Raw genomic sequence first — 25,863 nt, 5'->3', positions numbered from 1 at the left:
GTGTTGGTGGCATGATTTGCCCATGAGCATTGTTCGCGTCGCCACCTACAACATCCACAAGGGCGTGCAAGGCCTGGGTCCGGCAAGGCGGCTGGAGATCCACAACCTGGCGCACGCGGTGGAACAGTTCGATGCCGACATCGTCTGCCTGCAGGAGGTGCGTCAACACAACCGCAAGCTCGAAAAACAGTTCACCCGCTGGCCCGACCTCGACCAGGCCAGCTACCTCACTCCAGACGGCTACGAGGCGGTCTACCGCACCAACGCCGTCACGCGCCACGGGGAGCACGGCAACGCGCTGCTGTCGCGCTGGCCGGTGATCGAGAGCAAACACTCCGACGTCTCCGACCACCGCTTCGAGCAGCGTGGTTTGCTGCATGTGCAGTTGCTGGTCGATGGCATCGACGTACACGTGGTGGTGGTGCACCTGGGCCTGATCCATGCCAGCCGCGAGCGGCAGGTGCAGCGGCTGGGCGAATACATCGCCACCGAACTGCCTGAGACCGCGCCGCTGATCGTTGCCGGCGATTTCAACGATTGGGGCGCGCAACTGCTGCGGCCCATGGCCGATCTGGGCCTGCGGACGTTTGAAGGCATCCGCCTGCCGACCTATCCCTCGCGCCTGCCACTGCTGCACCTGGACCGCATCTTCGTGCGGGGGCTGCGGCCGCTGTCGGCTCAGGTGCCGCACGGGCGCGCCTGGGCGCGCATGTCGGACCACCTGCCGCTGATCGCCGAGCTGGAACTGTGAACGCCACCAGCGTTTCGTTGCGCCGCTCGCGCGCGGTGCATGGCGCCCTGAGGGGCGGTCACCAGCTGTTGCTGCTGCAGGGTGGCGTGGAGTTCTTTCCCGCCATGGTCGAGGCCATGGACGCCGCGCGCCGCGTGGTGCACCTGGAGACCTACATCTTCGAATTCGCTGGCTCCGCGCTCAGCGTGGCCGAGGCGCTGGAGCGGGCCGCGCAGCGCGGTGTGGTGGTGCGGTTGGTGATCGACGGCGTGGGCACGCCAGCCATACCGAAGGCCTGGCAGGAAAGGTTCGATGCCGCCGGCGTGATGTGGCACATCTATGCGCCGCTGGGCCGCTTCGGCCTGCTGCTGCCCAGCCGCTGGCGGCGGCTGCACCGCAAGCTCTGCGTGGTCGATGGCACGGTGGGCTTTTGCGGTGGCATCAACATCATTGACGACCAGGACGACGTGGCCCTGGGCAAGCTCGACGCTCCGCGACTGGACTTCTCGCTGCGCGTGGCCGGGCCGCTGGTGCGCGACATGGCGGAGACCATGGAGCAGCTCTGGTGGCGGCTGCAGGCCGCGCGCAGCGCACGCCGGCGCGAGTTCAAGGCGGCTTGGGAGGCCTTGCGCGAGTCGCGCCCGGTGGGCGATTTCTCGCGCCTGCTGCAAAAGCTGGACACGGTCCGGACCAGCGGGCAGGGCGTGGGCAGCGACAGCACGTTTGGCGACACGGTCGCCGCACCCCTGGGCGTGGACAGTGCCCGCGCCACCCTGCTGCTGCGCGACAACGTGAGCCACCGCCACGACATCGAGCGCGCCTACCTCAAGGCCATCGGCGCGGCACGGCGCGAGATCGTGATCGCCAATGCGTATTTCATTCCCGGGCGCAAGCTGCGTCGCGCGCTCGTCCTCGCGGCCGCGCGGGGCGTGAGGGTGCGCCTGCTGTCGCAGGGCAAGTACGAGAACTTCTTTCAGTACCGCGCCGCGCGCCCGGTCTACCAGCGCCTGCTCAACGCCGGTATTGAGATCCACGAATACGCGCCGAGTGCGCTGCACGCCAAGGTGGCGGTGGTGGACGAGCGCTGGGCCACGGTGGGCTCGACCAACCTGGACCCGCTCTCGCTGCTGCTGGCGCGCGAGGCCAACGTGATGACCACCGACCAGCGCTTTGCCAGCCTGCTGCGCAGCCACCTCGATGGCCTCGTGCAGAACGCGGGTGACATGATCGATGTGCAGGCACTGAGCAGCCGGCACTGGTCGCAGCGCGTGCTCGACCGGATTGCGTTCGGCATCATGCGCGCCACGCTTTTTGTCACTGGTCATCGCTATTGATGACTGCCCCCACGCTCCACCGCTGCGCGGGTCGCTGCCCCCCGAGGGGGCTGATACGCCTTGGGGCGGCCCGGCGGCGGATCCCCGCATGAACGACGACCTGATCGTCCAGCGCCCGCAAGGCCTGTACTGCCCGCCGGGCGACTTCTACATCGACCCCTGGCGCAAGGTCGAGCGCGCCGTGATCACCCACGCGCACGCCGACCACGCGCGCCCCGGCCACGCGCACTACCTCGCCACCGCGGTGTCCGAAGGCCTGCTGCGCTCGCGGCTGGGGCAGGGCATCACGCTGCAGGGGCTGGCGTATGGCGAGGCGGTGGAGCACAACGGCGTGCGCATCTCGCTGCACCCGGCCGGCCACGTGCTGGGCTCGGCCCAGGTGCGGGTGGAGCACGGTGGCCGCATTTGGGTGGCCAGCGGCGACTACCGCACCACACCCGCCGGCGCCACGCCCGACCGCACCTGCACGCCGTTCGAATCCGTGCGCAGCGATGTGTTCATCACCGAGTCCACCTTCGGCCTGCCCATCTACCGCTGGCGACCGGATGCCGAGCTGTTTGGGCAGATCAACCAGTGGTGGGCCGACAACGCCGAGGCCGGGCGCGCCAGCGTGCTTGTGTGCTACAGCCTGGGCAAGGCGCAGCGCATCCTGGGCGGGGTCGATGCGTCCATCGGGCCCATCGTCTGCCACGGCGCGGTGGAGCCGCTCAACCGCGCCTACCGCGCCGCCGGCGTGCCCCTGCCCGAGACGCTGATGGTGAGCGATGTGACCGACAAGGCCAGCCTGCAGCGCGCGCTGGTGCTCTGCCCCGGCAGCGCACTCGGCACGCCGTGGATCAAACGCTTCGGCGATTTCTCCGACGCGTTCGCCAGCGGCTGGATGCAGGTGCGCGGCCAGCGCCGGCGCGGCGGGCACGACCGCGGTTTTGTTCTCAGCGACCACGCCGACTGGCCCGGGTTGTTGGGTGCCATTGGTGCCAGCGGTGCCGAGCGCGTGATCGTCACGCACGGCAGCGTGCCGGTGCTGGTGCGCTACCTGCAAGAGCAAGGTCTGCAGGCGGAGGGCTTCGACACCGAATACGGAGACGAACACGAAACCCGGGCCGAGATCGTGCCCGCTCCCGCAGCATGAAGCGCTTCGCCGACCTGTTCGCCGACCTCGACGCGACCACCTCGACCAGCGCCAAGGTCATTGCACTGCAGCGCTACCTGAGCGCGGTGGACGACGCCGATGCCGCGTGGGCTGTGTATTTCCTGTCGGGCGGAAAACCGCGCCAGCTGATCAAGACCGCGCAGCTGCGCGCGCTCGCCGAAGAGGCCTCTGGCCTGCCCGCGTGGTTGTTCGACGCGAGTTACCAGGCCGTGGGCGATCTGGCCGAAACCATCGCCCTGGTGCTGCCCGCACCCGCGAGCGCAGACGGCCTGGCGGTGAGCCTGAGCGACTGGATGGAGCAGCGCCTGCTGCCCCTGCGCGGGCAGGGCGACGAGGCGGTGGCTGTGGCCCTGCGCGCCTGGTGGCGCGAGCTGGACGCCACCGGACGTTTCCTGCTGGTCAAGCTGGTGGGCGGTGGCTTTCGCGTGGGGGTGAGCAAACTGCTGGTGCAGCGCGCCATTGCCCAGCATGCGGGGTTGGACGCCAAGCAGGTGGCCGCTCGCATGATGGGCTTCAGCGATGGGAAGCGACTGCCGACCGCCACGCAGTACCGGGCGCTGCTGGCACCGGCCGAGGCGCCGGGCTTCGAGCATGCGCAGCGAGAGCCCAGCCAGCCGTATCCGTTTTTTCTCGCCAGCCCCTTGGGCATGGACGCCAGCGACGATCTGCTGGACATGGAAGTCGCCAGCACCAGCGTCGCACAGGCCATGCAGGCGCGCCTGGGTCCGGTCAGCGACTGGCTGGCCGAGTGGAAGTTCGACGGCATCCGCGGCCAGATCGTCAAACGCGCTGGCCAGGTGTGGGTGTGGTCGCGCGGCGAAGAGCTCATGAGCGACCGGTTCCCCGAGCTGCAGGCGCTCGCGCAGCGCTGGCCCGACGGCACGGTGGTCGATGGTGAGATCCTGGTCTGGCACGACGGCGATGGTGTCAGCGCCTTGCCGGGCAGCGACCGGCCCGGGCGGCCCGGGCCGTTTGCCTTGTTGCAGCAGCGCATTGGCCGCAAGACGCTGAATGCCAAGGTGCTGGCCGACGCACCGGTGAGCTTCATGGCCTACGACCTGCTGGAAGCCTGCGCGCAAGACCTGCGCGCCTTGCCACAGACCGAACGCCGCGACCGTCTGGAGGCATTGGCCATGGCGATGAACGCAGCGACCGGCATGCACCTGTGGCTGTCGCCGCGCGTCGAAGGCAGCGACTGGCCCGCGCTCGCCGAACAAAGGTCAAGGGCGCGCGAACTCGGTGTGGAGGGGCTCATGCTCAAACACCGCCACAGTGCTTACGGCACCGGCCGGCAGAAGCGCTGGGCAGGCCCGGGCACCGACACTGAAGACGCCGTGCTGGCCTGGTGGAAATGGAAGATCGATCCACTGAACATCGACGGCGTGCTGATCTACGCCCAGGCCGGTCACGGCCGCCGCGCTTCGGTCTACACCGACTACACCTTCGCCGTGTGGAACCGCGCGCCGGCCAGCGCCGAAGAAGCCCAGGCCGTGGTGGACGCCATCGCCCGCCGCGAACCCGCTGTGCCAGGCGCGTTGCAACTCGTGGCCTTCACCAAAGCCTACTCGGGCCTGACCGACGAAGAGTTCAAGGCGGTTGACGCGGTGATCCGTCAGCACACGCTGGAGAAGTTCGGTCCCGTGCGCAGCGTGCGGCCCACGATGGTGTTTGAACTCGCCTTCGAAGGCATCGCCCGCAGCACCCGTCACAAGAGCGGTGTGGCGCTGCGTTTTCCGCGCATGCAGCGCATCCGCTACGACAAGCCGCTGCACGAGGCGAGCACCTTGCAGGAGCTGGAGCATTTGCTGGCGAAAACCCCAGCGAAAATCGGTCAAGACGGCTGAGCCTCCCTGGCGGGAAATCGGGTGATAGCATGCCCCATGCTGATGAAATCCGACACCCCCATGACGCCTTCAACCCCCGACGAGGACATCGGAACGCCCGTCTCCGTCAAGATTCGCGAGCGCGTGAAAGCGGCGCGCCAGCGCTTCCATTCCAACGACAACATCGCTGAGTTCATCCAGCCCGGTGAGCTCGATCTGTTGCTCGACGAGGTGGCCGAGAAGATGAAGGGAGTGCTCGAAGCGATGGTGATCGACACCGAGAACGACCACAACACCGGCGACACCGCGCGCCGCGTGGCCAAGATGTACATCAAGGAAGTGTTCAATGGCCGCTACGTCAAAGGACCGGCGGTCACCGAGTTCCCCAACGCCGAACATCTCAACGAGCTGATGATCGTCGGCCCCATCACCGTGCGCAGCGCCTGCAGCCACCACTTCTGTCCGGTGATCGGTCGCATCTGGATCGGCGTGATGCCCAACGAGCACACCAACGTGATCGGCCTGTCCAAATACGCGCGCCTGGCCGAATGGATCATGGGCCGTCCGCAGATCCAGGAAGAAGCGGTGGTGCAACTGGCCGACCTGATCCAGGAGAAGACCCAGCCCGACGGCCTGGCCATCGTGATGGAGGCCAGCCACTACTGCATGGCCTGGCGAGGCGTGAAGGACATGGACAGCAAGATGATCAACTCGGTCATGCGCGGCGTGTTCCTCAAGGACCCCAACCTTCGGCGCGAATTCCTCTCGCTCATCCCACGCTGATCTCAAGCGCATTCAAAGACCATCCAGAAGAAGAACACCATGCTCGTCCGCCTCCTCTACGTCAGCCGCGCTGTCGAAAAAGACTCCCCCCGCGTCATCGAGTCCATCCTCGAATCTTCGCGTTCGCACAACATGGGCTACGGCATCACGGGCGTGCTGTGTTACGGCGGTGGTGTGTTCCTGCAGGCGATCGAAGGCGGGCGCAGCGCGGTCAACACGCTCTACAACCACATCGTGGCCGACGAGCGCCACACCGGTGTGGAGCTGTTGCACTACGAAGAAATCACCGAGCGCCGCTTCGGTGGCTGGACCATGGGCCAGGTCAATTTGTCCAAGCTCAACACCTCCATCGTGCTGAAGTACTCGGAGAAGCCCGAGTTCGACCCGTACGCGGTGTCGGGCAAAGTCTCCCTGGCCCTGCTCGAAGAGCTGATGGCCACCGCGAGCATCATCGGAAGGGCTTGACGCATTGAGGGACTCCCCCCTGCGCCGCTGCGCGGCTTCCCCCCTCTCTGGCGCGCCTGTGGCGCTGGGAAGGGGGACGGCACCTCGGGCCGGCGGAGCCGGACCCTTGTTGCCCCTGGACCAGACTTCCCCTCACGCGCCGTGTCCCTGACCGCGCTCGGTCTGATCGTTCTCGCGGGCCTGATCCACGCCGGCTGGAACATCGCCGTCAAGAAGGCCGGCGGCGATGCGCGCTTCGCCTTCTTCAACGCCTTTCTCATGATGCTGGTGTGGGCGCCACTGGGCTGGTGGGTGGGGCGCGATGTGGTGCCCGGCTGGGGCCGTGTTGAGTGGCTGCTGGTGCTGGCCAGCGGTGTGCTGCATGTTTTCTACTACGTGATCCTGCTGCGCGGCTACCGCAAGTCCGACCTCACGGTGGTCTATCCCATGGCGCGCGGCACCGGACCTTTGTTGTCGTCGCTGGTGGCCATCGTGTTGCTGGGCGAACAGATCTCGGCCCTGGGCGTGGTGGGTGTTGCGGGCGTGGTGGGCGGCGTGTTCCTCATTGCCGGCGGCCCCGGCCTGCTGCGGGCGGCACACGACCCGATGGCGCGCAAGCGCGTGCACAAGGGCATGGTCTACGGTGTGGTCACGGGTGTGTTCATCGCGTCCTACACGGTGGTCGATGGTTATGCGGTCAAGGTGGTGCTGATGTCGCCCATCCTGGTGGACTACATGGGCAACTTCGTGCGCGTGGCACTGCTGGCGCCCAGTGTGCTGCGCGATCTGCCCACGGCTCGCCGGCTGTGGCATGCGCAGTGGCGCTATGCCTTGCTGGTGGCGGTGGTCAGTCCGGTGGCCTATGTGTTGGTGCTCTTTGCCATGCAGCAGGCACCGCTGTCCCACGTGGCACCCGCGCGCGAAGTGTCCATGTTGTTTGCTGCCCTCATCGGTGGTCAGTTGCTCGGCGAAGGCGACCGGCTGGCGCGCCTGCTCGGGGCCATGTTGATCGCTGCCGGCGTGATGGCGCTCGCGCTGGGATGATCGCGGCATGACCGTTCACTCCTTGCCCACCTTGCTGGGCTGCGACTTCACCAGCGCACCGAGCCGCCGCAAACCCATCACGCTGGCCGTGGGCCGCGCGGACCGCCACCGCGTCATCTTGAATGGCATGGAGCGCTTCGAGACACTGGATGCCTGGCAGGCGCGCATGTCCGCGTCCCAGCAGTGGGTGGGTGGGTTCGACCTTCCGTTCGGCTTGCCGCGCGAACTTGTCACCACCCTGGGCTGGCCCACCGACTGGGCGGCCTGCATGGCCCACTACGCCAGCCTCAGCCGAGAGGCCATCCGCGAGTCGTTTGCCGGCTTTTGCAATGCGCGCCCGGTGGGCGAGAAGTTCGCCCACCGCGCCACCGACGGGCCAGCCCGTTCCAGCCCGAGCATGAAGTGGGTCAACCCGCCGGTGGCGTTCATGTTGCACGCGGGTGTGCCGCGCCTCATGGCCGCTGGCCTCACCTTGCCCGGCCTGCTGCCCGGCGATGGTTCGCGCGTGGGCCTGGAGGCTTACCCAGGCCTGCTCGCGCGCAGCGTGCTCGGCACCACGTCGTACAAAAGCGACGACAAGGCCAAGCAGACACCCGATCGGCTGATCGCGCGCAAGACCCTCATCAACGCACTGGAAAACGGCCAGGCACCGCTGCTGCAGGCCAGCGGCCTGCGCTTGAAGCTCACGCACGCCCAGCGTGATCAGCTCGCCGACGACGCCAGTGGCGACAGCCTGGATGCCGTGCTCTGCCTGCTTCAGGCCGCCTGGGCGCAGGCGCAGCACGAAGCGGGTCATCCGCGCTGGGGTCTGCCCGAATTCGATCCGCTGGAAGGCTGGATCGTGAGCGCCTGAAGCACCGTCGCCAACACCCCTGCTCCCTACAATGGCCGCGAGCCATGCGTCACATCCCACACCATGAACACCACCCCGAACGAACTTCCCCATTTGCCCGAATTGCCCACCGGTTTGCGCTTTGCTTTTGTTGAAGCCTCGTGGCATGCCGACATCGTTCACCAGGCGCGCGATGCGTTCTTCGAAGAAATGGCGCGCGGTGGTTTCAAGGCCGATACCATCGATGTTTTCGATGTGCCCGGCGCGTTTGAGATTCCGCTGCACGCACAGCGACTGGCCCGTTCGGGTCGCTACGCTGCGGTGGTGGGCAGCGCGCTGGTGGTGGACGGCGGCACCTACCGCCACGACTTCGTGGCACAGACCGTGGTGCAGGCGCTGATGGACGTGCAGCTGGACACCGGCGTGCCGGTGATCTCGGCCGTGCAGGCGCCGCACCACTTTCACGAACACGTGGAACACCGCCGCTACTTTATGCGGCACTTCGCGGTGAAGGGCACCGAGGCCGCACAGGCCTGCCTGCAGACCGTGGCCGGCTTGCGGCGGCTGGACGGTTTGTTGTCCTCCTGAGGGCGGCCAGTCGGCTGTAAGGCTTTTGGTCGGTCACAGACGAACCAGAGTCTCGTTGGAAGGAATGCAACATGCCCGACACCACCCGCCCCACTCGTCGTCTCCGCACAGCGATGTTCATGGCATCGCACCTGTTGGCCGTGCTCGTGGGCTTTGCCGCCGGCATCTATGCACTGCCCATCCTCATCGCCCCGGACGGTCCCAGTGCGGACCAGGTGGCGCAGGCCGCAGCGGGTGGCATGTACCGCGGCGAGTTCCGCCGCGACTTGAAGGACAGCGACCCCTTGCACTGGGGCGAAGGCATGGTCACGATCAGCCCGCAGCAGATTGCGTTCACCGGGCGACTGGCGCCCGGGCCCGACTACAAGCTCTACCTCTCGCCCGAATTCGTGGAGACCGAGGCCGATTTCCAGCGGCTCAAGCCCACCATGCTGCGCGTGGGTGATGTGAAGACCTTCGAGAACTTCATCGTGACCTTGCCCGCAGGCACCGAGCCTTCGCGCTATACCAGCGTCATCGTGTGGTGCGAAACCTTTGGCCAGTTCATCAGCGCCGCGCGTTACCGCGATCCGACCTGAATGCTTCGGGCAATTGATGCATCATGGCCCCCTGTGCTGCGTCGAGGCCGCTCTGGTCCATCGACGGAAGCGCTTCTTCACGGAACGGAACTTCTCATGAACACAGCCAAACTGGTCGGCATCCTCCTCATCGCTGCGGGCGCCATCGGCCTGATCTACGGCAGTTTCAGCTACACCAAGGACACCTCGGCCGTGAAGCTCGGCCCGCTGGAGCTCACCGTGAAGGAAAAGGAAACCGTCAATGTGCCGGTGTGGGCCGGCGTTGGCGCCATCGTGGTGGGCGTTGCACTGCTGGTGATGGGTGGCAAAAAGGGCTGATGGCCAGGGCATCTGTTTCTCTGCCGATGCCGCGCAAGCCGGCTCTCACGCTCCCACACGAACCATCCACCGCGCCGCCGGCATCCGCGGCGCTCTGGATGGCTTCGCGTCACTGGTCACCCTTCGAATTTCAACGCGACGTCTGGTCTGCCATCGGTGCAGGCCACAGCGGTCTGCTGCACGCCACCACCGGCTCGGGCAAGACCTATGCGGTCTGGCTCGGATTGATCGAACGTCTGCGCCAGACCTTGCCCGCAGACAGACCCGCGCCCATGTCGGTTCTCTGGATCACGCCCATGCGCGCCCTGGCGGCCGACAGCGCGGCGGCCTTGCGTGCTCCACTGGCCGATCTCGCACCCGGCTGGACGCTGGGCCTGCGCACCGGTGACACGCCCAGCGCGGAGCGTGCCCGACAGGACCGGCGCTGGCCCACCGTGCTGGTCACCACGCCCGAATCGCTCTCGCTTCTGCTCGCGCGCACCCATGCACCCGCCGAGCTGGCCGGTGTGTGCGCGGTGGTGGTGGACGAATGGCACGAACTCATCGGCAGCAAACGTGGCGTGCAGGTGCAACTGGCGCTGGCGCGATTGCGACGCTGGCAACCCGGCCTGCTGGTGTGGGGCATGAGCGCGACCCTGGGCAATCTCGATGAAGCCTTGAAGGTGCTGTGTGGTCCGAACGGCGCCCGACTGGTGCGCGGGCGTGTCGACAAGGCGCTGACCATCGACACATTGATCCCCTCCGATCCAGGCCGCTACTCCTGGGCGGGCCACCTGGGTGCGCGCATGCAGGAGCCGGTGGTGCGCGAACTGGACACAGCGAGTACAGCGCTGGTGTTCACCAACACCCGCAGTCAGGCCGAGATCTGGTACCAGATGCTGCTGGCCCTGCGGCCCGAATGGGCCGGGCAGGTGGCCTTGCACCACGGCAGCCTGGACAAAGGCGTGCGCGAGTGGGTGGAGCAAAGCTTGAAGTCGGGGCAGCTCAAAGCCGTGGTCGCCACGTCCTCGCTTGATCTGGGCGTCGACTTTCTGCCGGTCGAACGCGTGCTGCAGATCGGGTCGGCCAAGGGCGTGGCGCGCTTGTTGCAGCGCGCCGGGCGCAGCGGGCATGCGCCGGGCAGGCCGAGCCGGGTCACGCTGGTGCCCACCAACACGCTGGAGCTGGTGGAAGCGGCCGCCGTGCGCGAAGCGGCCCTGGCCAGGCGCGTGGAGAGCCGGCGCAGCCCCGAACAACCGCTGGATGTGCTGGTGCAGCACCTGGTCACCGTGGCGCTGGGCGGCGGTTTCACACCCGATGAACTATTCGACGAAGTGCGCAGCGCATTCGCCTACCGAGACCTGACACGCGAATCGTTTGACTGGGCGCTGGCCTTCTGCGAGCGTGGCGGCGAGAGCCTGAGCGCCTACCCCGACTACCACCGAATCCAGCCCGATGAGGCCGGTGTGTACCGCGTGCCCGACACACCGCAGGGCCGCGCCACGGCGCGCCGCCACCGCCTGGGGGTGGGCACCATCGTGAGCGATGCGTCGCTGCAGGTGAAGTACATGAACGGCGGGCGCATCGGTTCGATCGAAGAGGGCTTCATCGCGCGCCTGCGCAAGGGCGACTGTTTCGTCTTTGCCGGGCGTTTGCTCGAATTCATCCGTGTGCACGAGATGACGGCCTGGGTGAAACGGGCCGAGAAGAGCAAGGGCGCCGTGCCCTCATGGCAGGGCGGCAAGATGCCCTTGTCCACCGAGCTGGCCGAAGCCGTGCTGGCGCAGATGGCCCTGGCCGCTGATGGCCGCTTTGAGTCACCCGAGATGCAGGCGGCGCGCCCCATGCTCGACACCCAGGCCCGCGTCTCACGGCTGCCCAGGGCGGGCGAGCTGCTGCTGGAGCACATGCGCTCGCGCGAAGGTCATCACCTGTATCTGTACCCGTTCGCCGGGCGGAACGTTCACCTGGGGTTGGCCAGCCTGCTGGCCTGGCGGCTGGCGCGTGAGCAGCCCAACACGTTCAGTCTGTCGGTCAACGACCACGGCCTGGAGCTGCTGAGCCGTGAGCCCGTCGACCTCTCGCGCCTGACGGACCGATCGGTGTTCAACCTGGACGATTTGCTGGAGCACGTGATGGCGTCGCTCAACGCGGGTGAACTTGCCCAGCGCCGCTTTCGCGAGATTGCTCGGGTGGCCGGACTGGTCTTCAACGGCTACCCGGGCGCGCCCAGGAGCCTCAAACAACTGCAGGCTTCCAGCGGTCTGTTTTTCGAGGTGTTTCGCCAATACGACCCGGGCAACCTGCTGCTCGGTCAGGCCGAGCGCGAGGTGCTCTCGCAGGAACTGGACATCGAGCGGCTGCGCACTTGCCTGCAGAGCATGGCCGCCCACAAGCTGCACAGCGTGGCGCTGGAGCGCCCGAGCCCGATGAGCCTGCCGCTGATGGTGGAGCGGCTGCGCGAGCGGCTGAGCACCGAACAACTCTCCGCGCGGCTGGACAAGCTGCTGCGCGACATGGACAAGGCAAACGCAAACGCATGAAGGGCTGGTCGACGGGATGGTGTGTGTTGCTGATGGTGATGAGCGCCAGCGCGCAGGAGGCTGTGCCTCAGGACGAGGCCTACAGCGCGCGTGTCAGCCGCGTGTTTGATGGCGACACCGTCTGGGTGAAGCCGTTGGCCGGTGGCAAATACCGCAAGCTGCGCCTGGACGGTATCGATGCCCCCGAGATCTGCCAGGCAGGCGGCGAAGCATCGCGCGACGTGCTGGCGCGTCGGGTGCTGAATCAGGTGGTGGAGGTGCGTGTGCGCGCACAGGACGACTATGGGAGGGGCGTGGCCCGCCTCATGCACCAGGGCGACGATGTGGCGGCGTGGATGGTTTCCAACGGACAGGCCTGGTCGTACCGCTGGCGGCGCAGCCTGGGGCCGCTGGAGGCCGAGGAAACCGCAGCGCGCGAACGCCGTCTCGGCCTGTTTGGTGCGGTTGCGCCCGAATTGCCACGCGATTTCCGAAAACGCCATGGGCCGTGCCCCCTGCCGCCGCGCGGCTGACCGGGTCCGGGAGGCTCAGTGTGGCTGGCCGCACACCGCACATTGCGGGTTTTGCGGCAGGGTGATTTCGGTGAAGGCAAGGTCTCGGCCATCCAGCATGAGCAGTTTGCCGGTGAGGCGCGAGCCCAGGCCGGTGAGCAGCTTCAGCGCCTCGGCCGCCTGCATGGTGCCCACGATGCCCACCAGCGGCGCGAACACGCCCATGGTGGCGCAGCGGGTTTCTTCGAGGTCGGCCGATTCGGGGAACACACAGGCGTAGCAGGGGTTGCCGGGTGCGCGCGCATCGAACACGCTCAATTGCCCGTCCATGCGGATCGCGGCACCCGACACCAGGGGCTTGCCGTGTTTCACGCAGGCCCGGTTGATCGCGTGGCGGGTGGCAAAGTTGTCGGTGCAGTCCAGCACCACATCGGCCTGTGCAATCAGCTCGCCCAGCAAGGCCTCGTCGGCCCGCTGCACGATGGGCGTGACCCGCACGTCCGGGTTGATTGCGGCGATGGCCTCCACGATGGATTCGGCCTTGGGGCGACCCACCCGCGCGAGGTTGTGCGCGATCTGGCGCTGCAGATTGGTCTCGTCGACCACGTCGTGGTCCACCACCGTGATGCGGCCCACGCCCGCACTGCCCAGGTACAGCGCCACCGGCGAGCCCAGGCCACCCGCGCCGATGATCAGTGCGTGCGATGCCAGCAAGGCCTCCTGGCCTTCGACGCCGAGTTCGTTGAGCAGGATGTGGCGCGAGTAGCGCAGGAGTTGTGCGTCGTCCAAAAGCGTCACAGCGGGCCCTCAGCCCGCTGTGTCCTCAGTTTTCTTTTTTCTCTTCCGGACGCAGTGTCTGGCTCTTGCTCACCATGACCGGACGGCCCTTGAGCTGGTTGATGGCCTGCACCAGCTGGAAGTCCTTCTCCGTGCCGAACTCGGGCACCAGGCGCTGCCCCGGGTTCTTGCGGGCTTCTTCTTCGAGCCGTTTGCGCGCCACTTCGCGTTCTTCGCTGCGCGCCTGCTCGGCGGCACGCAAGGCGTCCGTCATGGGCGCGGCGGTGGCCTTGGGGTCTTTGCCGTTGGTCAGGCTGTTCGACAGATCGGCTTCGCGGGTGCGCAGCGCGGAGAACACATTGCCCTCCAGCGTTTCGTCCACCAGCACGTCGGGCACGATGCCCTTGCCCTGGATGGACGTGCCCATGGGCGTGTAGTAACGCGCCGTGGTCAGCTTCAGGCCGGTGTCGGGTCCCAGCGGACGCACGGTCTGCACCGAACCCTTGCCGAAGGTCTGGCTGCCCAGAATGGTGCCGCGCTTGTGGTCTTGCAGGGCACCAGCCACGATTTCGCTGGCCGAGGCCGAGCCTTCGTTGACGATCACCACCAGCGGCACACGCTTGAGCGCGCCTTTGGTGCTTTCAGTCAGGCGCTTGATGGGGTCGGTGCCGCCGCGGCGCAGGTAGTGCTGCGGAATCGCCTTGTAGATGAACTTGCTGTCTTCAAGCTGGCCATTGGTTGACACCACGGTAACGTTCTCAGGCAGGAAAGCGGCGGACAGGGCCACGGCTGCATCGAGCAGGCCACCCGGGTCGTTGCGCAGATCCAGCACCAGACCTTTGAGGTTGGGCTCGGTCTTGTAGAGGTCTTCCACCTTGCGGGCGAAATCTTCGATGGTGCGTTCCTGGAACTGCGACACACGCACCCAGGCGTAGCCCGGCTCGACCACACGAGATTTCACGCTCTGGGTCTTGATCTCTTCGCGGGTGATGGTCACCGGGAAGGTGCGGTCCTCGTCCTTGCGGAAGATGGTCAGCAACACCTTGGTCTTGGGCTCGCCACGCATGAGCTTGACGGCGTCGTTGATCGACAAGCCTTTGACGTTGGTGTCGTCGATCTTGGTGATCAGGTCGTTGGTCTTGAGGCCGGCGCGGAAAGCGGGCGAATCCTCGATGGGCGAGACCACCTTGACCAGGCCGTCTTCCATGGTGATCTCGATGCCCACGCCCACGAATCGACCGCTGGTGCCTTCGCGGAATTCCTTGAACGACTTCTTGTCGAAGTACTGGGAGTGCGGGTCGAGGCTGGACACCATGCCGCTGATGGCTTCGGAGATGAGTTTCTTCTCGTCCACCGGCTCCACGTAGTCGGTCTTGACCATGCCGAACACAGCGGCGAGCTGCTGCAGCTCTTCGAGCGGCAAGGGCGCCAGCGTGCCACGCGCCACCGCCTGCAACTGGACCGTGGTCAGCGCACCCGCGACCGCTCCAATGGCCACCCAGCCTGCAATCTTCAGCTTGTGACTCACCTGTTTTGCCATTGAATTACCCCAGTAATGACGCCCATGCCGGGCTACCTGACCCGGACGCGGGTCAATATACACCTATGAGCATCGGGAATCGGTTCGGTTCCCCAATGCCCGGCCCGGCGCCCGGGCCGTCCCGATCGCCGGTTGTCAGGCCTTGCCTTGCGCCGCCACCGCAGCGGCTGCGCGGGCCGCTGCCTCGGCGTCGCCCAGGTAGTAGCTCTTGATCGGCTTGAGGTCGGCGTCGAGCTCGTAGACCAGCGGAATGCCGTTGGGGATGTTGACGCCCACGATGTCGTCGTCGCCGATGCCGTCGAGGTACTTCACCAGCGCGCGGATGCTGTTGCCGTGGGCGGCCACCACCACGCGTTTGCCGGCCTTGATGGCGGGTGCCATGGCTTCGTTCCAGAACGGCAGCACACGGGCCACGGTGTCCTTGAGGCACTCGGTCAGCGGCACTTCCTCAGGTTTGAGGCGGTCGTATCGGCGGTCACCCCGCTCGCAGCGGGGGTCGGTGGCTTCCAGGGAGGGTGGCGGCGTGTCGTAGCTGCGGCGCCAGACCAGCACCTGGTCATCGCCGTACTTTTTGGCGGTGTCGGCCTTGTTCAAGCCCTGCAGTGCGCCGTAGTGGCGCTCGTTGAGGCGCCAGCTGTGCACCACCGGCAACCAGGTTCGGTCCATTTCGTCGAGCACGTGCCACAGCGTGCGCGTGGCGCGTTTGAGCACACTGGTGTAGGCCAGATCGAAGTCATAGCCCTCGGCCTTGAGCAGCCGACCGGCGGCCAGGGCCTGGTTCAGGCCGGTCGGTGTGAGGTCCACATCGGTCCAGCCGGTGAATCGGTTTTCCAGGTTCCAGGTGGATTCGCCATGGCGAATCAGGACGAGTTTGTGCATGGGGAAGGGGTGGCGTTGGGGGGAGGGAGCGGTGAAAGTCGGCTGCACGGCGGTTCACTTTGGCACAGTGCAGCCCGACATTCTAAAATCGCGGGCTTACTCGAAAGGTGTCCTCGTGAGTTTCTTCATCGATAACTGGATTTTGCTGGCCGTGGCGTTGTCGTCGGGCGCCATGCTGTTGTGGCCCATGGTGTCTGCTGGCGCGCGTGCCGGCACGCTCACCAGCGCGCAGGCCGTGCAGCTCATGAACCGCGACAAGGCGGTGGTGGTGGATGTGAGCGAGCCTGCCGAATTTGCCGCAGGCCACGTGATCGGCGCCAAGAACGTGCCACTGTCCGAGCTGGAAGCCAAGCTGCCCGGCACGGTGAAGAACAAGGCCATGCACTTGATCCTGGTCTGCTCCAACGGGTCCAAGGCCAATCGCGCCGTGGCCACTGCCAGGAAACTGGGCTACGAGAACGCTCAATCCCTGACGGGCGGCATGGGCGCATGGCGCGCAGCCAGCCTGCCGGTGCAAAAAGCCTGATCATTTCGGCTTCGTTTTTCGCACCGACAAGAGGGATCCGATGGCCAAAGTCAAGATGTTCACCAGTGCTTACTGCCCGTATTGCAGCGCCGCCAAGGCCTTGTTGCAAAAGCACGGTGTGGCCGATCTGGAAGAGGTTTTTGTCGACGGGCAGCCCGAGCTGCGTGCGCAGATGAAGGCCATCACCGGGCGCACCAGCGTGCCGCAGATCTTCATTGGCGAGCAACATGTGGGTGGTTGTGACGATCTTCATGCGCTCGACGGCCGCGGTGGACTGGTGCCCATGCTGCAGGCCTGAGTCATCAAGCCGCCTTGTCGGACTGACATAATTCGCCCAGTGCCCGCCGCGGGAACGCTCCCCCGGCGGGTTTGTTTTTTCATTGCACTCTTCGAGACAACACCATGGCAGAAAACCAGGAACCCACCTTCCAGATCCAGCGCGTCTACCTCAAGGAAGCGTCGCTTGAGCAGCCCAATTCGCCCGCCATCCTGCTGGAACAGGAGCAGCCGACGGTGGACATCCAGCTCGGTGTGGAAGCCAGCCCGGCGGCCGACGGCGTGTTCGAGGTCTGCGTGACAGCCACTGTCACGACCAAGATCAAGGACCGGACCGTGTTCCTGGTCGAGGCCAAACAAGCCGGTATCTTCGAAATCCGCAACCTGCCCCAAGAGCAAATGGGCCCGATCATGGGCATCGCCTGCCCGCAGATCGTGTATCCGTACCTGCGCAGCAACGTGGCCGACATCATCCAGCGCGGTGGTTTCCCGCCCGTGCACCTGGCCGAGATCAACTTCCAGGCCATGTACGAGCAGCAGCAGGCGCAGGCTGCCGCCGACGCTCCCCGCATCGTCACGCAATAAGGCCTTGCCCGGCACTGGCCCGATGAACATCGTCGTGCTCGGAGCGGGCGCCTGGGGCACCGCTCTGGCCATCAGCGCGGCCACGCAAGCCGCAGCGTCGCGGCGCGTCACGCTGTGGGCGCGCGATGCCGGCCAGGCCGACGACCTCCGCCAGCACCGTGAAAACCGCCGTTATCTGAGTGGGGTGGCGGTGCCGCAGACGCTGGAGATCGCCACCGGCTCGCTGCACAGTGGTTCAGTCTTGCTCACCAGCGCCGACCTCGTGATCGTCGGCACGCCCATGGCGGGCTTGCGAGACATGCTGGCGCTGCTGGCTGGCCAGCGCACGCCGGTGGCCTGGCTGTGCAAGGGCTTTGAAGCCCCGCTGGACCAAGCCCACCCCACCGGCCTGTTGGGCCACGAGGTTCGCACCCAGGTCGCTCCCGAGCTCAAGGCCGGCGTGTTGAGCGGGCCGAGTTTTGCGCTGGAGGTGGCGCGTGGCCAACCCACCGCCCTGGTGGCCGCCAGCGAGCACGCCAGCGTGCGCGACACGCTCGTCGCCGCGTTCCACAGCCCCACTTTGCGGGTGTACGCCAACGACGACATCGTGGGCGTGGAGGTGGGGGGCGCGGTGAAAAACGTGCTGGCCATCGCCACCGGCCTGTGCGATGGGCTCGGGCTGGGCCTGAACGCACGCGCCGCGCTCGTCACCCGAGGCCTGGCCGAGATGACGCGCCTGGGCCTGGCCTTGGGCGCCAAGGCCGAAACCTTCATGGGCCTCTCGGGCCTGGGCGATCTGGTGCTCACCGCCACCGGTGACCTGTCTCGCAACCGCAAAGTGGGTCAATTGCTGGCCCAGGGCATGACCTTGCAGCAGGCGGTGGATTCGCTGGGCCATGTGGCCGAGGGTGTTTACAGCGCGCGCACCGTGGCCCAACGTGCGCGCTCGCTCGGTGTGGACATGCCCATCAGCGATGCGGTGGTGGCCCTGCTGGATGGTTCTCTGTTGCCCGTGCAGGCCGTGGCCATGCTCATGGGCCGCGACCCCAAGGACGAACTGCTGTAACGGACCGGGCAAGTCGCCTGGTCTGGAGCCGGTTCAAGGCGCCGCACAACCCGCCGGCTTGAACACCCGCTCGGTCGATGCAGGGTTGCGTGCCAGCGCCGCTGCCGGACGGCGCGGGCGGCGCACCAGTTCTCCGCCGCAGTTCGGACAGGTGTTGCTCAGCCGGGTCTCGGCACAGTCACTGCAGAAGGTGCACTCGAATGTGCAGATGCGCGCGTCCAGCGATTCGTTGGGCAGGTCGCGGTTGCAACATTCGCAGTTGGGGCGCAGCTGGAGCACGGTCAAACCTCCCGGTCTCAGACTTCGAAGTTGTCGATGAGCCGCGTCTTGCCCAGCCGCGCGGCGCCCAGCACCACCAGCGGGTCGCCGGCCTGCGGCGCTTGCAGGTCCACACGACGGCGCACCGTCAGGTAATCGGGCTGCCAGCCGCGCGCCGCCAGGTCCTTCATGGCGCGCTCTTCCAGCGCGGGCAGGTGCCGCGCCAGACCATCGGCCGCGGCCAGCGCGTCGCGCCCGAGCTCGCGCAGCGCCAGCGACAGCTGCACCGCTTCGGACCGCTCAGCCTCGCTCAGGTAACCATTGCGTGAGCTCAGGGCCAGGCCGTCGGGTGCGCGCCGGGTGTCGCCGCTGACGATGGTGATGGGCAGCTCGAACTGGCGCACCATGCGCCGGATCACCATCTGCTGCTGGTAGTCCTTCTGGCCGAAAACGGCAAAACGTTCGCCCTTGGCCTCGGACAACACACATTGGAAAAGCTTCATCACCACGGTGCACACACCCGTGAAGAAGCCGGGGCGGAAATGGCCTTCGAGGATGTCGGCCAGCTCGGTGGGCGGCTGCACCTTGAAGCCCTGTGGCTCGGGGTACATCTCTTTCTCAGACGGGGCGAACACCACGTCGCAACCCGCAGCGGCGAGCTTGTCGCAGTCGGCCTGCAAGGTGCGGGGATAGGTGTCGAAGTCTTCGTGCGGTGCGAACTGCAGGCGGTTGACGAAGATGCTGGCCACGGTCACATCGCCCAGCGGCTTGGCGGTGCGCACCAGATCCAGATGCCCCGCGTGCAGGTTGCCCATGGTGGGGACCAGGGCAGGGCTGTTGAACGGGCGAAGTGTGGCCCGCAGGTCGTCAAGGGTGTGGACGATTTTCATGGCAGTGTTCGGTAGGGTGTCGCCCTTTTGAGGGAGGAAGCGTCGAAGACGCTTCGGGGGTGGGCATGATCACCAGGCGTGCAGAGCGGCGTCGGGAAAGGTCCCATTTTTCACGGCTGCCACGTAAGCCGCCATGGCGTCGCGCACGCTGCCGGCGCCCTCCATGAAGTTGCGCACGAACTTCGGGTTCTTGCCGAGATTGACACCTAGCATGTCGTGCATCACCAGCACCTGGCCTGCCGTGCCCTGGCCAGCGCCGATGCCGATGGTGTGGCAGGTGGGGAGCTGGCGCGTGATCTCGGCTGACAGGGCGGCAGGCACCATTTCCAGCACGACCATGGTGGCACCGGCGTCCTGCAGTTCGAGGGCGTGGCGTTTGAGCACCAGGGCGGCCGCGTCGCCGCGGCCCTGCACACGGTAGCCGCCCAGCGCATGCACCGTCTGCGGTGTCAGGCCCAGGTGCGCGCACACCGGGATGCCGCGCTCGACCAGAAAGCGCACGGTCTCCGCCGTCCAGCCCCCGCCTTCCAGCTTGACCATGTGTGCACCGGCGTGCACCAGCTGGGCCGCGCTGCGCATGGCCTGTTCTTTCGATTCGTGGTAGCTGCCGAAGGGCAGGTCGCCCAGCAGCCAGGCCGTGGCTTGCACTCGGCGCAGACCACGCGCCACACTTTCAACGTGGTAGGCCATCGTCTCCAGCGTCACGCCGGCGGTGCTGGCCAGGCCCTGGCACACCATGCCCAGCGAATCGCCAACCAGGATGCACTCCACGCCCGCCGCGTCGGCCACGGCGGCAAAGGTGGCGTCGTAAGCGGTGAGCATGGTGATCTTCTCGCCGCGCTCGCGCATTTCGGCCAGGCGCGGCAGGCTCACGGGTTTGCGCTGGGGAAGCGGCGAGGCCGTGGGCAGCGTGCCATATGGGGTGGCCATGGGCGCGGAGGGGGTGGGGGTGCTCATGCTGGGGTCCCGCGTGTTTCAGGGGTGGGTGAGAATGCGGGACTATAGACCATCCCGGTATGCTTGCGGCCCATGAAACACCTCTCTGAATTCACCCCCCAAGACCTGCAGGAACTGGCCTTGCGCGATGTGGCGCTGGCCCTCGCTGAAGACGTGGACGGGGGTGACCTGACCGCCGCGCTGGTGGACGCCACCAAGCCGGCGCGCGCGCGCATCCTGGCGCGCGAATCGGCGGTGATCTGCGGCACGCCGTGGGTCGAGGCGGCCGTGCTGGCGCTGGACTCTCGGGCCCGGCTGACCTGGCATGTGACCGAGGGCCAGCGTTGTGCGCCCGACCAGACCGTGCTCACCATCGAAGGGCGGGCGCAACCGCTGCTCACCGCCGAGCGCACCGCGCTCAACTTTCTTCAACTGCTCTCGGCCGTGGCCACCAAGACAGCGGTGTTTGTGGACGCAGTGGTGGGCACACGCGCGCAGATCGTGGACACGCGCAAGACCTTGCCAGGCTTGCGGCTGGCGCAGAAATACGCGGTGAAGACCGGTGGTGGCGTGAACCACCGCATCGGCCTGTATGACGCGGTGCTGATCAAGGAAAATCACATCGCCGCGGCTGGCGGCGTTGCGCAGGTACTGCAGCGGGTGCGCGAGACCGCGCCCCAGGCGCGTTTTGTCGAGATCGAGGTGGAAACACTGACGCAGCTCGACGAGGCCCTGACCTGCGGCGCCACCATGGTCTTGCTCGACAACATGGACATCCCCACCTTGCAGGAAGCAGTGCGACGCAACGCAGGCCGCGCGGTGCTGGAGATCTCTGGTGGCGTGAACCTGCAGACCGTGCGCGCGCTGGCCGAGACCGGCGTGGACCGCATTTCCATCGGCGCCCTCACAAAGGATGTGAAGGCCGTCGATTTCTCCATGCGATTCGAGGCGTTCTGAGGCCTCGCGAAGGACAAACCATGAACACCGAAACCAGCGTCATCGACGTCGAATACGAACAACCCGCCTGTCCCACGCAACACGCCTGGGCACGCGTGCCGGTGGAGCCCGGTCCCAAACAACGCGCCGAGCTGAAAGACAAGATCCGCCGCCTGCTGAAAGAGCGCAATGCGGTGATGGTGTCGCACTACTACGTGCACCCGGATCTGCAGGACCTGGCGATCGAGACCGGTGGCATCGTGAGCGACTCGCTGGAGATGGCGCGCTTCGGTCGCGACCATGCCGCGCAGACCCTGATCGTCTCGGGTGTGCGCTTCATGGGCGAGACGGCCAAGATCCTGAGCCCGGAGAAAACCGTGCTCATGCCCGACCTGGACGCCAACTGCTCGCTGGACCTGGGCTGCCCGATTGACGAGTTCAGCGCCTTCTGCGATGCCCACCCGGACCGCACCGTGGTGGTTTACGCCAACACCAGCGCGGCGGTGAAGGCCCGTTCCGACTGGCTGGTCACGTCGAGTTGCGCGCTCGACATCGTGAGCGCCCTGAAGGACAAGGGCCACAAGATCCTGTGGGCGCCCGACAAGCACCTGGGCGGCTACATCCAGCGCGAAACCGGCGCCGACATGGTGATGTGGGGCGGCTCGTGCATCGTGCACGACGAGTTCAAGGCGTTCGAACTGCAGGCGCTGAAGAAGGAGCACCCGAAGGCCAAGGTGCTGGTGCACCCGGAGAGCCCTGCCGACGTGATCGCGCTGGCCGACTCGGTGGGCTCGACTTCGGCCATCCTGCGCGCGGCGCGCGAGATGGACGCACCCGAGTTCATCGTGGCCACCGACAACGGCATGATGCACATGCTGCGCCAGCAGAATCCGGGCAAGGTGTTCATCGAAGCGCCCACCGCCGGCAACAGTGCCACCTGCAAGAGCTGTGCGCATTGCCCGTGGATGGCCATGAACGGGCTGGCCGGCGTGGCTCAGATTCTGGAGAAGGGTCTGAATGAAATCCATGTGGACCCAGCGCTGATTCCCCGGGCGCGGTTGCCGATTGATCGCATGCTGGCGTTCACCGGCGCACAGCGAAGTGGTCAGAATCCTGGCGCGCTGGTGCCGAACATCGGCGCTGCCTGAACGGTCATCGCGCCGACGGCGCCGAGCGCGGCAGGGACGCGCCGCCGGCCTTGGCGAGCGCCCGGTGCTCGGCCTCCTTGTGTTGCTGCCACCAGTTCAGCATGGCATTGAAGTCACCATCGAACTTGAGCTGCCTCAGCGCCTCGGTGAGGCGGCTGCAGGCGATCGCAGAGCCCATCTCGACGAGGCGGGTCGACGCCGCGTAGTCGCAGGCCCAGAAGGCCTTCTCGATCTCTTCCAGGGGCCATTCGGCGCCAGTGGTCGATTGCGCGCTGGTCGGCGCGGACCAGCCTGCCACGCCGGCGACGATCAGCACGGCGGCGGCGGCCTTCATCGCCGACGAACGTCGCCCCCTGATCGCGCGGCAAAGCCGCTCGGTGACGCTCCGGTCCTCGTGTCGTGTGGTGTTCATGGCGTTCTCCGGTGGGTTCAGGCGGAGTGATCCATTGGCAAGGGTGCGAGCTACATCCCGTCGGCGGCGCTGGACGCTCCGGGCAAGTCGGAATCGTGCGCGGTGATGTGTTGATTCACCGCGGAGTGACGGAGCCGGTCAAGGAGCGGCACAGGACCTTGGCGCATGGTCTCAAGCCTCCAGATTTCGGGCAACGACTGTTCCACCATTGCCGGCCCACGTCAAGGCTGCTTGCAACCCGCGGAGCGACCCGCGCAGCGCGCAGGGATCCATCACCTGGCCGGTGGCACCAGGATGGTCGGTTTCGCCACGGGCAGAAGTTCCGGGTAGTCGCGGCTGAAGTGCAGGCCGCGGCTCTCGTGCCGCAGCATGGCTGACATCACGATCAGGTCGGCCACCTGCACCAGGTTGCGCAGCTCCAGCAGGTCTCGCGTGACGTGGAACTGCGAATAGAACTCGTGAATTTCCGCCTGCAGCAACGAGATGCGGTGCGCCGCCCGCTCCAGGCGCTTGTTGGTGCGCACGATGCCCACGTAGTCCCACATGAAGCGGCGAAGCTCGTCCCAGTTGTGTGAAATCACCACCTGCTCGTCGGCGTCGGTCACGCGGCTGTCGTCCCACAGTGGCATGGCCGGCGCATCGGTGCTGGTCGCCGAGCGGATCGCGTTCACCGCGCCCTGCGCAAACACCATGCACTCCACCAGCGAATTGCTCGCCAGGCGGTTGGCCCCGTGCAGACCGGTGCAGGTGGTTTCACCCACGGCGTACAGGCCGGCGATGTCGGTTCGGCCACCGAGGTCGGTCACCAGGCCGCCGCAGGTGTAGTGGGCCGCTGGCACCACGGGAATCGGCTCCTTCGCGATGTCGATGCCCAGCTCGGCGCAGCGCGCCAGGATGTTGGGGAAGTGCTCTTGCAGGAACTCGGGCGGCTGGTGCGAGATGTCCAGGTGCACGCAATCCAGCCCGTGTTTCTTCATTTCGAAGTCGATCGCGCGCGCCACCACGTCGCGCGGTGCGAGCTCGGCTCGCGGGTCGTGATCGGGCATGAAGCGGTGACCACCCAGGTGCGGTGGCAGCTTGAGCAGGCCGCCTTCACCGCGCACGGCCTCGGTGATCAGAAAGCTCTTGGCATGCGGGTGGTAGAGGCAGGTCGGGTGGAACTGGATGAACTCCATGTTGCCCACCTGGCAGCCTGCTCGCCAGCCTGCGGCAATGCCGTCACCGGTGGCGGTGTCGGGGTTGGTGGTGTAGAGGTAGACCTTGCCCGCACCGCCCGTGGCCAGCACGGTGTGGGCGGCGCTGAAGGTGACCACCTCGTCGCGCACGGTGTCCAGTACGTAGGCACCGAAGCAGCGTTCGGCGACCTGGCGGGCTGGATCGTGGCCGGTCAGCTTGCGGTCGGTGATCAGGTCGACCAGCATGTGGTGCTCGAACACCTGGATGGCGGGTGTGTTGCGTACGCGCTCGACCAGCGTGGCCTGCACCGCAGCACCCGTGGCATCGGCCGCGTGCACGATGCGCCGGTGGCTGTGACCGCCTTCGCGCGTGAGGTGCAGTTCGCCGTGCTCCAGCGAAAAAGGCACGCCGAGTTCTTGCAGCCAGGCGATGGCCGCGGGCGCGTTCTCCACCGTGAACTGCGTGGCTTCAAGGTCGCACAGACCGGCGCCGGCCACCAGGGTGTCGTCGACGTGCGAGGCCAGGCTGTCGCCCTCGGCCAGCACCGCCGCAATACCCCCTTGTGCCCAGTTGCTCGATCCATCGAGCAGGGCGCGCTTGGTGACCACGGCCACGCGGTGGGTGGTGGACAGGTGCAGCGCTGCGGTCAGACCGGCCAGGCCGCTGCCGATGATGAGGACGTCGAAGCGGTGAAGATCGGTCATGTGTGGAAAAAGCTAGCTCGGCGTGTAAGCCAGGCGGACATAAATGGGGGCGAAGGCCTCGGCCTGGGTCAGTTCAATGAGCGTCTCTTTGGCCAGTTCCAGCATCGCAATGAACGTGACGACCAGCACGGGTGAGCCCTTTTCAGGATCGAACAGGTCACCGAATTCGACGAACTTGCGGCCCTGCAGGCGGCGCAGCACGATGCTCATGTGCTCGCGCACCGAGAGTTCCTCGCGGCTGATCTTGTGGTGCTGCACGAGCTTGGCGCGCTTTAAGATGTCGCGCCAGGCGCTTTGCAGGTCGAGCGCGCTCACGTCGGGGAAGCGCGGCGCCAGTGCCTGCTCCACATACACCTGGGCACGCAGGAAATCACGGCCGTACTGTGGTGCGTCGGCCAGGCGCTGGGCGGCCAGCTTCATCTGTTCGTATTCGAGCAGGCGGCGCACCAGCTCGGCGCGCGGGTCTTCGGCTTCTTCGCCCTCGGCCGTCTTCTTGGGCGGCAGCAGCATGCGCGACTTGATCTCGATCAGCATGGCTGCCATCAGCAGGTACTCGGCCGCCAGCTCCAGGTTGTTGGCCCGGATCTCGTCCACATAGGTGAGGTACTGGCGGGTCACCGCCGCCATCGGGATGTCGAGGATGTTGAAGTTCTGCTTGCGGATCAGGTACAGCAGCAGGTCCAGCGGGCCCTCAAAGGCTTCGAGAAAAATCTGCAGCGCGTCCGGCGGGATGTAGAGGTCGCGCGGCATGGCGAACAGCGGTTCGCCGTACAAGCGCGCCAGCGCCACGTGGTCGACCACCGTGGGCAGCACCGCGTCCAGCCCTTGAGGCGGTTCGTCGAGTGTGTGGACCTCGTTGCCCATGTCGCTGTGGCGTGAGCGCCGTCAGTTCAGCTGTGATCCGAGCCGGTCTGGTAGACGTAGGGCTGCTGCGGCACACGGGCGGTTTCGGCCTCGGCCTGGAAACTGCGGTCGATCTCCTTGTCCCACAGGAGGGAGCGGCCCTGGCGTTGCGACTGTTCCAGCCCGGGCTTGTCTGCCTTGAGTTTCTCGATGAACTGCGTGGCGTCGGACTTGTAGTGCGGGCGGGCAAAGAAGGACATGGTGGTCGAGGCCTGGTGCGAAGAAAGGCACA

At 66.5% G+C, this 25,863-nt stretch carries 29 protein-coding genes; 19 read left to right on the top strand and 10 right to left on the bottom strand.

Annotation, left to right across the window (positions count from 1 at the left end; genetic code table 11):
* The first annotated feature begins 22 nt into the window (after positions 1–22).
* From F9Z44_RS16450 to F9Z44_RS16390, 13 genes are all read left to right on the top strand, one after another.
* Positions 23–751, top strand: a complete 729-nt coding sequence (locus F9Z44_RS16450) for an endonuclease/exonuclease/phosphatase family protein (protein WP_159607804.1) — start codon at positions 23–25, stop codon at positions 749–751.
* A complete protein-coding gene (clsB, locus tag F9Z44_RS16445) occupies positions 748–2,064 on the top strand; it encodes a cardiolipin synthase ClsB (RefSeq protein ID WP_442907209.1) in 1,317 nt (438 codons plus the stop codon). Before F9Z44_RS16450 ends, clsB begins: the two co-directional genes overlap by 4 nt.
* 88 nt (positions 2,065–2,152) lie before the next feature.
* Positions 2,153–3,196, top strand: coding sequence for a ligase-associated DNA damage response exonuclease (locus F9Z44_RS16440; protein ID WP_159607803.1), 1,044 nt, complete (start codon positions 2,153–2,155; stop codon positions 3,194–3,196).
* Entirely contained in the window at positions 3,193–5,061 is a 1,869-nt protein-coding gene (locus tag F9Z44_RS16435) for an ATP-dependent DNA ligase (protein ID WP_159607802.1), read from the top strand. Before F9Z44_RS16440 ends, F9Z44_RS16435 begins: the two co-directional genes overlap by 4 nt.
* 36 nt (positions 5,062–5,097) lie before the next feature.
* Entirely contained in the window at positions 5,098–5,823 is a 726-nt protein-coding gene (gene folE, locus F9Z44_RS16430) for a GTP cyclohydrolase I (protein ID WP_159607801.1), read from the top strand.
* Between the two features lie 39 nt (positions 5,824–5,862).
* A complete protein-coding gene (locus F9Z44_RS16425; protein WP_159607800.1) occupies positions 5,863–6,288 on the top strand; it encodes a BLUF domain-containing protein in 426 nt (141 codons plus the stop codon).
* Positions 6,289–6,429: 141 nt separating this feature from the next.
* Complete coding sequence (locus F9Z44_RS16420; protein WP_159607799.1) at positions 6,430–7,311, top strand: EamA family transporter; 882 nt, start codon at positions 6,430–6,432, stop codon at positions 7,309–7,311.
* Positions 7,312–7,318: 7 nt separating this feature from the next.
* Positions 7,319–8,164, top strand: coding sequence for a DUF429 domain-containing protein (locus tag F9Z44_RS16415; protein WP_159607798.1), 846 nt, complete (start codon positions 7,319–7,321; stop codon positions 8,162–8,164).
* A 63-nt stretch (positions 8,165–8,227) separates the two neighbouring features.
* Positions 8,228–8,731: a 6,7-dimethyl-8-ribityllumazine synthase gene (locus F9Z44_RS16410; protein WP_159607797.1), complete on the top strand. Its 504-nt coding sequence runs from the start codon at positions 8,228–8,230 to the stop codon at positions 8,729–8,731.
* Positions 8,732–8,802: 71 nt separating this feature from the next.
* Positions 8,803–9,309 (top strand): DM13 domain-containing protein, encoded by a 507-nt coding sequence (locus F9Z44_RS16405; RefSeq protein ID WP_159607796.1) that lies wholly within the window; start codon positions 8,803–8,805, stop codon positions 9,307–9,309.
* 96 nt (positions 9,310–9,405) lie between these two features.
* Positions 9,406–9,627 (top strand): hypothetical protein, encoded by a 222-nt coding sequence (locus F9Z44_RS16400; RefSeq protein WP_159607795.1) that lies wholly within the window; start codon positions 9,406–9,408, stop codon positions 9,625–9,627.
* A 98-nt stretch (positions 9,628–9,725) separates the two neighbouring features.
* Positions 9,726–12,149, top strand: a complete 2,424-nt coding sequence (locus F9Z44_RS16395; protein WP_236574166.1) for a ligase-associated DNA damage response DEXH box helicase — start codon at positions 9,726–9,728, stop codon at positions 12,147–12,149.
* Positions 12,146–12,661 (top strand): thermonuclease family protein, encoded by a 516-nt coding sequence (locus F9Z44_RS16390; protein ID WP_159607794.1) that lies wholly within the window; start codon positions 12,146–12,148, stop codon positions 12,659–12,661. The genes F9Z44_RS16395 and F9Z44_RS16390 overlap by 4 nt, the downstream gene beginning before the upstream one ends.
* A gap of 15 nt (positions 12,662–12,676) precedes the next feature.
* Here the strand turns inward: F9Z44_RS16390 and F9Z44_RS16385 are convergent, their stop codons facing one another.
* From F9Z44_RS16385 to gpmA, 3 genes are all read right to left on the bottom strand, one after another.
* Positions 12,677–13,429, bottom strand: coding sequence for a HesA/MoeB/ThiF family protein (locus tag F9Z44_RS16385; RefSeq protein ID WP_159608773.1), 753 nt, complete (start codon positions 13,427–13,429; stop codon positions 12,677–12,679).
* 34 nt (positions 13,430–13,463) lie between these two features.
* Positions 13,464–14,945, bottom strand: coding sequence for a S41 family peptidase (locus tag F9Z44_RS16380; protein ID WP_159607793.1), 1,482 nt, complete (start codon positions 14,943–14,945; stop codon positions 13,464–13,466).
* A 147-nt stretch (positions 14,946–15,092) separates the two neighbouring features.
* Positions 15,093–15,836 (bottom strand): 2,3-diphosphoglycerate-dependent phosphoglycerate mutase, encoded by a 744-nt coding sequence (gene gpmA / locus F9Z44_RS16375; protein WP_159607792.1) that lies wholly within the window; start codon positions 15,834–15,836, stop codon positions 15,093–15,095.
* Positions 15,837–15,951: 115 nt separating this feature from the next.
* Here gpmA and F9Z44_RS16370 point away from each other — a divergent pair, with 115 nt between their 5' ends.
* From F9Z44_RS16370 to F9Z44_RS16355, 4 genes are all read left to right on the top strand, one after another.
* Positions 15,952–16,362 carry a rhodanese-like domain-containing protein gene (locus tag F9Z44_RS16370; protein ID WP_159607791.1) on the top strand — a complete coding sequence of 137 codons (411 nt, stop codon included), beginning with the start codon at positions 15,952–15,954 and terminating at the stop codon, positions 16,360–16,362.
* 40 nt (positions 16,363–16,402) lie between these two features.
* Positions 16,403–16,660, top strand: a complete 258-nt coding sequence (gene grxC / locus F9Z44_RS16365; protein WP_159607790.1) for a glutaredoxin 3 — start codon at positions 16,403–16,405, stop codon at positions 16,658–16,660.
* A gap of 104 nt (positions 16,661–16,764) precedes the next feature.
* On the top strand, positions 16,765–17,223 hold the full coding sequence (gene secB, locus F9Z44_RS16360; RefSeq protein WP_056272968.1) for a protein-export chaperone SecB: 459 nt from the start codon (positions 16,765–16,767) through the stop codon (positions 17,221–17,223).
* A gap of 22 nt (positions 17,224–17,245) precedes the next feature.
* Positions 17,246–18,268: an NAD(P)H-dependent glycerol-3-phosphate dehydrogenase gene (locus tag F9Z44_RS16355; protein ID WP_159607789.1), complete on the top strand. Its 1,023-nt coding sequence runs from the start codon at positions 17,246–17,248 to the stop codon at positions 18,266–18,268.
* A gap of 33 nt (positions 18,269–18,301) precedes the next feature.
* On the opposite strand, the gene F9Z44_RS16350 is transcribed toward F9Z44_RS16355, so the two are convergent.
* From F9Z44_RS16350 to panB, 3 genes are all read right to left on the bottom strand, one after another.
* Positions 18,302–18,547 carry a DUF1272 domain-containing protein gene (locus tag F9Z44_RS16350; protein ID WP_159607788.1) on the bottom strand — a complete coding sequence of 82 codons (246 nt, stop codon included), beginning with the start codon at positions 18,545–18,547 and terminating at the stop codon, positions 18,302–18,304.
* 17 nt (positions 18,548–18,564) lie between these two features.
* A complete protein-coding gene (gene panC / locus F9Z44_RS16345; protein WP_159607787.1) occupies positions 18,565–19,416 on the bottom strand; it encodes a pantoate--beta-alanine ligase in 852 nt (283 codons plus the stop codon).
* Positions 19,417–19,485: 69 nt separating this feature from the next.
* The gene (gene panB / locus F9Z44_RS16340; protein ID WP_159607786.1) at positions 19,486–20,373 is read right to left on the bottom strand and encodes a 3-methyl-2-oxobutanoate hydroxymethyltransferase; all 888 of its coding nucleotides are present in this window, start codon (positions 20,371–20,373) and stop codon (positions 19,486–19,488) included.
* 72 nt (positions 20,374–20,445) lie between these two features.
* Between panB and nadC the strand changes: the two genes are divergently transcribed.
* Complete coding sequence (gene nadC / locus F9Z44_RS16335; protein ID WP_159607785.1) at positions 20,446–21,309, top strand: carboxylating nicotinate-nucleotide diphosphorylase; 864 nt, start codon at positions 20,446–20,448, stop codon at positions 21,307–21,309.
* 20 nt (positions 21,310–21,329) lie between these two features.
* Positions 21,330–22,436 (top strand): quinolinate synthase NadA, encoded by a 1,107-nt coding sequence (gene nadA / locus F9Z44_RS16330; RefSeq protein WP_159607784.1) that lies wholly within the window; start codon positions 21,330–21,332, stop codon positions 22,434–22,436.
* A 4-nt stretch (positions 22,437–22,440) separates the two neighbouring features.
* Here nadA and F9Z44_RS16325 read toward each other — a convergent pair whose 3' ends face one another.
* The 4 genes from F9Z44_RS16325 to F9Z44_RS16310 form a co-directional block, all read right to left on the bottom strand.
* A complete protein-coding gene (locus F9Z44_RS16325; protein ID WP_159607783.1) occupies positions 22,441–22,848 on the bottom strand; it encodes a hypothetical protein in 408 nt (135 codons plus the stop codon).
* 272 nt (positions 22,849–23,120) lie between these two features.
* Positions 23,121–24,728, bottom strand: coding sequence for an L-aspartate oxidase (nadB, locus tag F9Z44_RS16320; RefSeq protein WP_159607782.1), 1,608 nt, complete (start codon positions 24,726–24,728; stop codon positions 23,121–23,123).
* A 12-nt stretch (positions 24,729–24,740) separates the two neighbouring features.
* Entirely contained in the window at positions 24,741–25,592 is an 852-nt protein-coding gene (locus tag F9Z44_RS16315) for a segregation and condensation protein A (protein ID WP_159607781.1), read from the bottom strand.
* A gap of 26 nt (positions 25,593–25,618) precedes the next feature.
* A complete protein-coding gene (locus F9Z44_RS16310) occupies positions 25,619–25,831 on the bottom strand; it encodes a DUF3460 family protein (protein WP_159607780.1) in 213 nt (70 codons plus the stop codon).
* Between the last annotated feature and the right edge of the window lie 32 nt (positions 25,832–25,863).

This window comes from Hydrogenophaga sp. PBL-H3 (assembly GCF_010104355.1).
Classification (GTDB): Bacteria; Pseudomonadota; Gammaproteobacteria; order Burkholderiales; family Burkholderiaceae_C; genus Hydrogenophaga.
Note: the sequence above shows the minus strand (reverse complement) of the source record. Positions and strands in the feature narration are given on the sequence as shown.